This window comes from Blautia sp. SF-50, assembly GCF_900101315.1.
GTDB classification, from domain to species: domain Bacteria; phylum Bacillota; class Clostridia; order Lachnospirales; family Lachnospiraceae; genus Blautia_A; species Blautia_A fusiformis.
In genome coordinates this window covers 1-8,271 of record NZ_FMUW01000058.1, presented here as the reverse complement: position 1 = coordinate 8,271, position 8,271 = coordinate 1, and the positions used below count along the sequence as shown (strand labels likewise).

4 protein-coding genes are annotated in these 8,271 nt (G+C 45.7%); 3 read left to right on the top strand and 1 reads right to left on the bottom strand.

The genetic code is table 11. The annotated features are described in order from the left end of the window. The first annotated feature begins 845 nt into the window (after nt 1-845). The 3 genes from BLP57_RS17210 (at nt 846) to BLP57_RS17195 (ending at nt 8,024) form a co-directional block, all read left to right on the top strand. The gene (locus tag BLP57_RS17210; protein ID WP_092073518.1) at nt 846-1,739 is read left to right on the top strand and encodes an Rpn family recombination-promoting nuclease/putative transposase; all 894 of its coding nucleotides are present in this window, start codon (nt 846-848) and stop codon (nt 1,737-1,739) included. Nucleotides 1,740-2,600: 861 nt separating this feature from the next. Continuing rightward, the gene (locus tag BLP57_RS17200; RefSeq protein ID WP_092073512.1) at nt 2,601-3,602 is read left to right on the top strand and encodes a helix-turn-helix transcriptional regulator; all 1,002 of its coding nucleotides are present in this window, start codon (nt 2,601-2,603) and stop codon (nt 3,600-3,602) included. Nucleotides 3,603-3,965: 363 nt separating this feature from the next. Beyond that, entirely contained in the window at nt 3,966-8,024 is a 4,059-nt protein-coding gene (locus BLP57_RS17195) for a fibro-slime domain-containing protein (protein WP_175443012.1), read from the top strand. A 3-nt stretch (nt 8,025-8,027) separates the two neighbouring features. Here the strand turns inward: BLP57_RS17195 and BLP57_RS17190 are convergent. Further along, nucleotides 8,028-8,271 (bottom strand): integrase core domain-containing protein (locus BLP57_RS17190; protein ID WP_139148864.1); only part of this gene is annotated, 244 nt, incomplete at its 5' end.

Sequence of the window (8,271 nt, the reverse complement as noted above, 5' to 3'; positions counted from 1 at the left end):
GTTGGGTGATGGTTGGTGACAACTGGTAACGATTGATGATAATTGGATATTTGAGTTTTGGGAGAGTTCCTGGGTGTTTGGGCCTGGGGGCTCTTTTTTTGTGTGGGTGGGGGGAGGGACGAACGGACAGTCTGCCAGCGGGGCGGCTGCATGGTCGTGCCTGGTGCGGTCGTTTCGCCGGGTCATACTAAGCGTCTGAGTCTTCTGCCGTGCAGGGCGCCCCATAACTCGCCATGTACGCTGATGCGTACCTGGCTCAGACAGATGGGGCTTACTCTGCGGCTTGTGGCCGCAGAGTACCTTCCCGTCAGAAGCCCCAGGCGCCAAGTATGACCAGCGGCTTACTCCGACGCACCGGGTCCCGACCATGCAGCCGTCCCGCTGGCAGTCTGTCCGTTCTGGTTTTTGGGAGTGTGAGGTGTGGTGGTTTGCCGGGAGGTGGTGGGCCATCAGCGCTGCGCTGGATGGCTGCAGGGGCTGAGTTTCCTTGTGGTGTGCCGGGAGGGGAGGGGCATCGGCGCTGCGTTGGATGGTTGCAGGGGCTGAGTTTCCTTGTGGTGTGCCGGGAGGGGAGGGGCATCGGCGCTGTGGTGGATGCGTTGTGGGGGGAGTGTGGCATCGGCGCTGTGGTGGATACAGTGGAATGAGGTTTTGGCGGTTTTTGTCGAAGGGTTTTTGTTGACTTTTGATGGTGGGGTGGTTATACTGAAGGTACATATCTGGGAACATTCTGGGCCGTTCGGCTATCTGATCCCCATATGGTTGGTTGTATAAATATGGCGGGGAGGAGCCGGTTGGTTGTGTGAGGTTTTTTCTTTTGCCATCATAGTGAAAGGAGGAGTCTTATGCAGAGGAAGCGGCTTGAGGATATGAATCTTCTGGATGATTTTTTGTTTAACGCGGTGATGACGTTTCCTGGTATTGGTGAGAGGTTTTGCAGGTTGCTGTTGCAGGTGGTGCTGGGGCGTGAGATCGGGAGGCTGCGGGTTGTTGCGCAGAGGGCTTTTGGTGGCCGGGATGAGGGTTTTCGCGGGGCGCGGCTTGATGTTCTGGCTGAGGAGGAGCTGATGGATGTTTTGGCGGATCCTTCTGTTTTTGATATTGAGCCGGATAATAATGGTGATGTTGTGAGTCTGAAGGATCTGCCGAAGCGGGTGCGGTTTTACCATGCGATCATCGACAGCCGATGTTTGAAGAAGGGTGAGGGTTTCGGGAAGCTTAAGAGGGTTTTTGTTATTTTTGTCTGTTCGTATGATCCGTTTGATCGGGGTAGGATGGTGTATACGATCCGGAATATGTGTGAGGAGATTCCGGAGATGGAGTATGATGATGGGCTGAGGACGGTTTTTCTGAATACGAAGGGAGATGGTGCGGGTGTGCCTGAGGAGCTGGTGGCGCTGCTTCATTTTTTGGAGGATACCAGGGAGGTGAATGCGGTAAATGATGTTTTGAGGGAGCTGTTGGAGATGGTCAGGGTTGTTAAAGAGGATGGAAAGGTTACGGTGGCATATATGAAGAGTTTTGAGATTGAGCAGATGTGGATTAATAAGGGGATTGAACAGGGGATTAGTCAAGGAATCGCCCAAGGGATTGAACAGGGAATTAGCCAAGGAATCAGCCAGGGAATCACTCAAGGGATTGAACAGGGGCGGAGTGAAGAGAGGGTGAATACGTTGAGGGAGAAGGCGCGAGCGGATCGGTTGGAGAGGGAACTGAGAAAGCTGCGGAGGGGGAGATGATGTTGTTTGGTTTTGGGAGAGTCCCTGGGTGTTTGGGCCTGGGGGCTCTTTTTTTGTGGGATGAATGGAGGGACGAACGGACAGTCTGCCAGCGGCTTACTCCGACGCACCGGGTCCCGACTATGCAGCCGTCCCGCTGGCAGTCTGTCCGTTCTGGTTTTTGGGGGTGTGAGGGAGTGGTGGTCTGACGGAAGGGGGTGAACCATCAGCGCTGCGCTGGATGGCTGCAGGGGCTGAGTTTCCTTGTGATGTGCTGGGAGGTGGTGTGGCATCGGCGCTGCGTTGGATGTGGGTGGGGTGAGTTTTTTGCGATTTGTCGTGAGGGGATTGGGGATAGAGGCTGTTTTGGATAGGGTGTGGTGTTTTTGTGTAATATTTAAATTTATTTTTGGAGTATTTTGGATTATAATTATGGAAAAAGATGGTTGGCCTGATTGGTTGACTGATTGACTGGTTGATTGATATCCGGAGTTTTGGTGACTGTTTTGTGGGACTTGAGAGAAGAGCTTCGGATGTATGCTGATGTGGCTTGAGAGAAGAGCTTCGGATGTGTGCTGACGAGGGTTGAGAGAAGAGCTTCGGATGTGTGCTGATGTGGGACTTGAGAGAAGAGCTTCGGATGTGTGCTGATGAGGTTTGAGAGAAGAGCTTCGGATGTGTGCTGATGAGGGTTGAGAGATAGGCTTCGGATGTGTGCTGATGTGGCTTGAGAGAAGAGCTTCGGATGTGTGTTGATGTGGGGTGTGTGATGGGCTTCGGATGTGTGTTGATGTGGCTTGTGTGAGGGCTTCGGAGGTTTGTTGGTTTGGTTTTGAGGGTGGTCTTTTGGGGGCTGCCTGGGTTTTGGAGGGAGAGGGTTGTATGTGTGATTATGTGGTTTTGCCGCTTTTGAATTCGTCTTTTGAGCCTGGGAGGGCTCGGGAGGTTGTTGAGGGGTTTGTGGATGTGGATTTGAGAAATATTGCGCAGGCTGAGCTTTTTTATTTTACGGGGCAGGCGGAGGAGTGTTGTGAGATCACGAGGGGGTATCTGTCCAGCAGGGTTATTGAGCTGAAGCTTTCGGCGTGTATTTTGTATGGGTATTCTAATCTGACGCTGGGGAATGTGGCGGCGGCTAAGCGGGGGATGGAGGGGATCCAGTCCTGTGTGAAGATTGCTATGAAGAAGAAGGTTCCTAAGGATGTTTATGCGTCCTGTCTTCTGGCGGGGTATGTGGGGGCGGTTTTGCTTCATCTGCCTACGGATGGGATGCCTGCTTTTGGGGAGTACAGCAGGATGCTTCCTGAGGGGCTGAGGCTTTTTGCCACGTATGTGATGGCGCACCATACTTATCTTAACGGGGAGATATGGAGTGCTTATGGGATGGGGAAGGCTGCTTTGTTTATGGCGGAGAGGTCGTATCCGATCAGTATGACGTATATCCACTGTATGATGGCGGTGTGTGCGATCAACCGAAAGCATAAGCAGGAGGCGCAGGAGGAGATGCTCCGGAGCTGGGAGCTGGCGAAGATGGATGGGTTTCTGGAGCCTTTTATTGAGCATCATGGGCTTTTGCGGGGGCTGATCGAGGCTTGTATCCGGAACCGGGATCCGGAGGCGTATCAGCGGATCACGGAGGGTGTGATTTCTTTCAGCAGGGGCTGGATGGCGCTTCATAATCCGGAAAACCGGAGAAAGGTTACGGGGGAGCTGTCGACGATGGAGTTTTCTATTGCCATGCTGGCAAGTGGGGGATGGACCAATAAGGAGATCGGAGAGCATCTGGGGATTTCCATTAATACTGTCAAGCATTACCTTACGGATATCTTTTGCAAGCTGAATGTCAAGAAGCGGGATGAGCTGAAGAAATTCATGTTAAAATAGTGACAGAGGCACTTTTTTTGAAAAAACGGGCCTTACAAAACAACTGGTAGTGTTGTATAATAAATATCACGAATAGTCAGATTTTATCGGAGAAATCAGACGAAAAGAACCAGTAAACGAGTAAGTTAAGAAGGAGGAGTTGAAGACTGATTTTCGATAGCATCTGATAATGTCAATATCCTTACCAAAAATGCCTGGTATATTGACACTACAATCACATAAGGGTAAAATATTGAAAAGGTGTAACCTGTTTACTCACCGGCTAAAAACATGAAGCTTTTTTAAGAGAAAGGAATATAAACAGAAGTAAAGTAATAAGAAATACAGTACACGTTAATGCACACACAGGAAAGCGGGAAAGGTATGAAAAAATTAAGGAATAATAAGATCAGAAAACTCCTGGCATTTATGGTGGCTTTGGCGTTGATGGTATCCTGTATGCCAAGTGCATATACAATCTCCGCGAGTGAGGCGTTCGGAGATGGAACGGAGGATATATTTACAGATGGCGAAATTACATCTGAACCAGCGGCCGAAGAATCGACACCGGATGTAAGCAGCGCTGACCAGGAGGAAACGGAACAGGCGCAGCAATCGACGCTTACATATGAAAATGATTCTGTTAAAGTAACAGCAGAGGCACTGGAGGACGGAGCTCTTCCGCAGAATACAGCATTGAAGGCTGACAGCGTAAACGAGAATTCATCCGTATCTTATGATACAGTTTCTCAGAAGCTTTCAGCAGCAGCTACAGACAAGGGCAGCAACCTGAGAGGTTTTTTTGCGTATGATGTGTATTTTGCTGATGGCGACGGAAACAGAGTCGAGCCGAACGGCAGAGTCAGAGTAACTTTTGAGTACAAGACACCGGCAGCACCGGAGCTTACCGATGCAGCCAGCACGAGTGTAACCGTTGAGAAGCTTCATTATAACAGCAGTACCGGTGATACTGATGTTAACACCTTACAGGCCAACGAGGATCTGAAGGTTCTGAATGTCAACGAGGGCAAACAGATCCAGACACTTCAGGTTGAGACTGGCAACGCAGCTGTTTTTGCCGTTATGTGGGATTCTCCTGAGACAGCAGATGTCGAGGCGGAAGCTGTTTCCGGTAATGAGGACGAGGTGTCTATCGCATCAGAGGAGCTTACGGACGGAGTGGATATTTCGGACGAGCCTGAGCAGGATGCAGCTGAGACACCGGCAGCAGAGAATCCGGAGGTAACTCCTGAGGCAGAGCCTTCTGAGGCTCCGGCGGAGAATCCGGATGCTGAACCTACCGAAGCGCCGGCAGAGGATCCGGATGTGGTGGAAGAACCGGCAGAGGATATTGCGAGCCCGGATGAGATTCCGGCAGCAGATGAGAATGGTGAGACAAGCCTGATCGAGGTTCTGGGAGACGATACGAATCTTCGTGTCAGCCCATCTATCGAGGCAGAGGTTCTGGCAACTGTAAACGCAGGAACTCAGCTCACACTTCTGGATACCGTAACAGCAGAGGACGGAGCAACCTGGTACAAGGTTTCCTGGGAAGGAACCGAGGCTTACATAAGAAGTGATATGGCACAGGTTGTTAACAGCAGTGATGAGGCAGAAGAGCCTGAGGATGTGCAGGAAGAAGAAATTCAGCCTGAGATCACCAGATATGATTACAAGAGTGACGAGGTCAATGTCAAGGTTACTCTTACCGATCCGGCAGACCTTCCGGACAACGCAGAGCTTTCCGTAACACCGGTAGAGCTCAGCCAGGAAGCCGAAGACCAGATCACAGAAGAAGCAATCAAAGAAAAGAAAGCCATCGAGAAGATCCATTCCTACGATATCAAATTCCTGGTAGACGGCGAAGAAGTTCAGCCGGGTGCTTCAGTGAAGGTATCTGTATCTCTGAATGATGAGAAGAAAATCAAGGATGCGGATGTATATCATGTAGACAAGAATGATAACGTTGAAAATATGGATGGCAGCGTTGCTAAGAATGGTGATGTTGAGTTTGAGACTACGCATTTTTCTACTTATGTAATTGTGCAGAAAGGCGGAGAAGCAGTTGAAGTAACAATTCGGCATCTGAATGAGGCGGATGGTAAGGCGATTTATTCAGAGGATAAGAGAACAATCTTAGTTGGCGGAAAGATAAATGATTATACCAAGGCAAAGAACTGGGATGTTTCAGAAGTAAAAGTAAACGGTGCTAAAGTTAATAAGGACGAAAAGATTGTAGTTGCAAAGAATAGTACGATAGAAGTGTATTATACACCAAAGCGTAATGATAACTTCCAGGGACCGACATCTTTCTATGATTATACAGTTAAGGCTGGTGAAGGTTACGACTGGAAGACTGGAAAGCGGACATATTATTCATTTAATATGTTAGGAGATGCTGCAAAGGGTGATAAGGATAATCAGAAAATAACATCAGGTAAAATGGATAACAATTATGAGCCTTATAGATATGATTTTAAAGTTAAGACTGGTTATGATGAACACGAAAACATAATTGAAGGCGAAGTAAATAATTATAATGAAAAAGTCAAAAGGATAGGAGGATTATTAAAAGAGGTAGGGGACAATGGAAAGGGAGCAGTAAAATTCAATTACCCCGAGCCAGGATTTTTTGTAGATCAAGATGCAACTGTCAATATTAAGAGTACTAAAACTTATTTAAGAAAAGTCATTAAGGATTACAAACTAGTTTTTGATCAGAACGGAGATTCTTATAAACTTACAAAAGTAATTGATCAGAATGGACATTGGCGTGCATCAGCAGGAGATAATTTCTTCCCATTGGACGAAGAACCCAGAAGCGAAAAGAGTGATAATGATCACAATTACTTTTTTGGAATGAGATATGATGTAACTTTTAAAATTGGAGATTACGTAGGTCCATTAAATTATACCTTTACAGGTGATGATGATTTATGGGTTGTTTTGGATGGACAGCATATTGTAATCGATTTAGGTGGAATTCATCAAGCAGCTGAAAAGACAGTAGATCTATGGGATTATGTTAAAGGTAAGGATGGAGAAATAATAGATAAAGAAAAAGAGCATACTCTGACTATTCTGTATATGGAACGAGGTGCGTATAAATCAAACTGCCAGATGGAATTTACCCTTCCTTCCGCGCGTATTTCTGAAGTTACGAATGTACCTACAACAGATCTTGTATTAAAAAAAGTAAATAAAAAACAGGACGCGTTAAGTGGTGCTCGATTTACTCTTGTAAATTCAGAAACCAATGAATCGCAGATTGCTACATCCGTAGATGGAACAGGACTTGTTAATTTTACAAGATTAAGACCTGGAACATATACATTAACAGAGGATGTTGCACCTAATGGCTATGCAGCATCAGATGAATCTTGGATTGTAAAGGTTACGTTATCTAAGGATAATAAAGCAGTGGCAACTCTTTATAAAGCAGATGGCAAGATAAAGATAGAAAAAGATACAGATTCGTTGTATCATATCATGAATTATACACAGAAGGAGATTATTGAATCCAGTATGGATTATAATAAAACTGCAATAGTGTCTGATTGGGATAAGAGGACTTATGACATTACTATCAGTGCTGATTCAAAGATGACCAGCAGTGCAACTGAGGAAAAAGACAGTGTTGCGGATATTATGATGGTATTCGATACTTCGGGAAGTATGTTATATGATGGGAGGAATGGAAGTGATGAAAAGGGATTTAGTAAAGTTGGAGAATATAAAGACTGTAAAACAACTCTAGATACATCGAAAGTATACTATTACACCGACGAGACAACCGATGTAAAAAACAGCGGTTGGACGTATTGTAATGCTAAATGTCCAATGATTTATTTAAATGAGTGGATATATTACACTGGAGAATTATGGAAACAAGTACCTGATAGGTCCTCAAATAAGATTTACACTCTGAATAGTAGTCTGACTGGTTTAAAAGAGGCTGCAACAGCATTTATAGCTTCTACTGCGGAGGCTTCTTCGAAGAGCAGAATAGGGTTAGCTACATTTAATACGTCCGGAACCGTAAAACAGGGATTAACAGAAGTTGGAAGTGCCAAAGATAGTTTGATCAAGGCAACGGATTGTGTTTATGCATCAGGAGGAACATCTCCACAGACAGGATTAGAGATAGCGCAGAATCAGCTGAAAACTAAGAGAGAGAATGTTCCGCAATATGTAATTCTGTTTACAGATGGAGATCCATCTACTCCAAACGATAAAACGGCTTCGGAAAATAAAGCAACAGCTTTAAGAGAAGCGGGAGTTAAAGTATTTACAATAGGACTCAAATTAAATGATACTACAAGGGATTGGTTATCTGGTAAAATTGCATCAGAGGGATGTGCTTATACGGCTGGATCAATTGATGTGGTCTTATGTCAAGAAAAAGTACAAATTAAATACAACCAATTTTCTCTTTTTATGTAATTGTTAACTTGCTAAGCTTGTTACAGTCGTTTCCAGATTTTTTAGATATTGTTCCTCATATTCATTTGGAGATAAATATCCACAATGACTATGAATACGGACGGTGTTGTAGAACGTCTCGATATATTCAAAAATCAATTTATATGCATGAGTATAATTGAAAATTTTGAAACGATTAATCCACTCTCGTTTTAAAAGGGCATGGAACGATTCTATGCAAGCATTGTCCCAAGGATAAGCCTTCTTG

Coding starts and splice junctions, on each gene's coding strand:
- BLP57_RS17200 (WP_092073512.1), top strand. CDS start 2,601: ATGTGTGATTATGTGGTTTTGCCGCTTTTGAATTCGTCTTTTGAGCCT.
- BLP57_RS17210 (WP_092073518.1), top strand. CDS start 846: ATGCAGAGGAAGCGGCTTGAGGATATGAATCTTCTGGATGATTTTTTG.
- BLP57_RS17195 (WP_175443012.1), top strand. CDS start 3,966: ATGAAAAAATTAAGGAATAATAAGATCAGAAAACTCCTGGCATTTATG.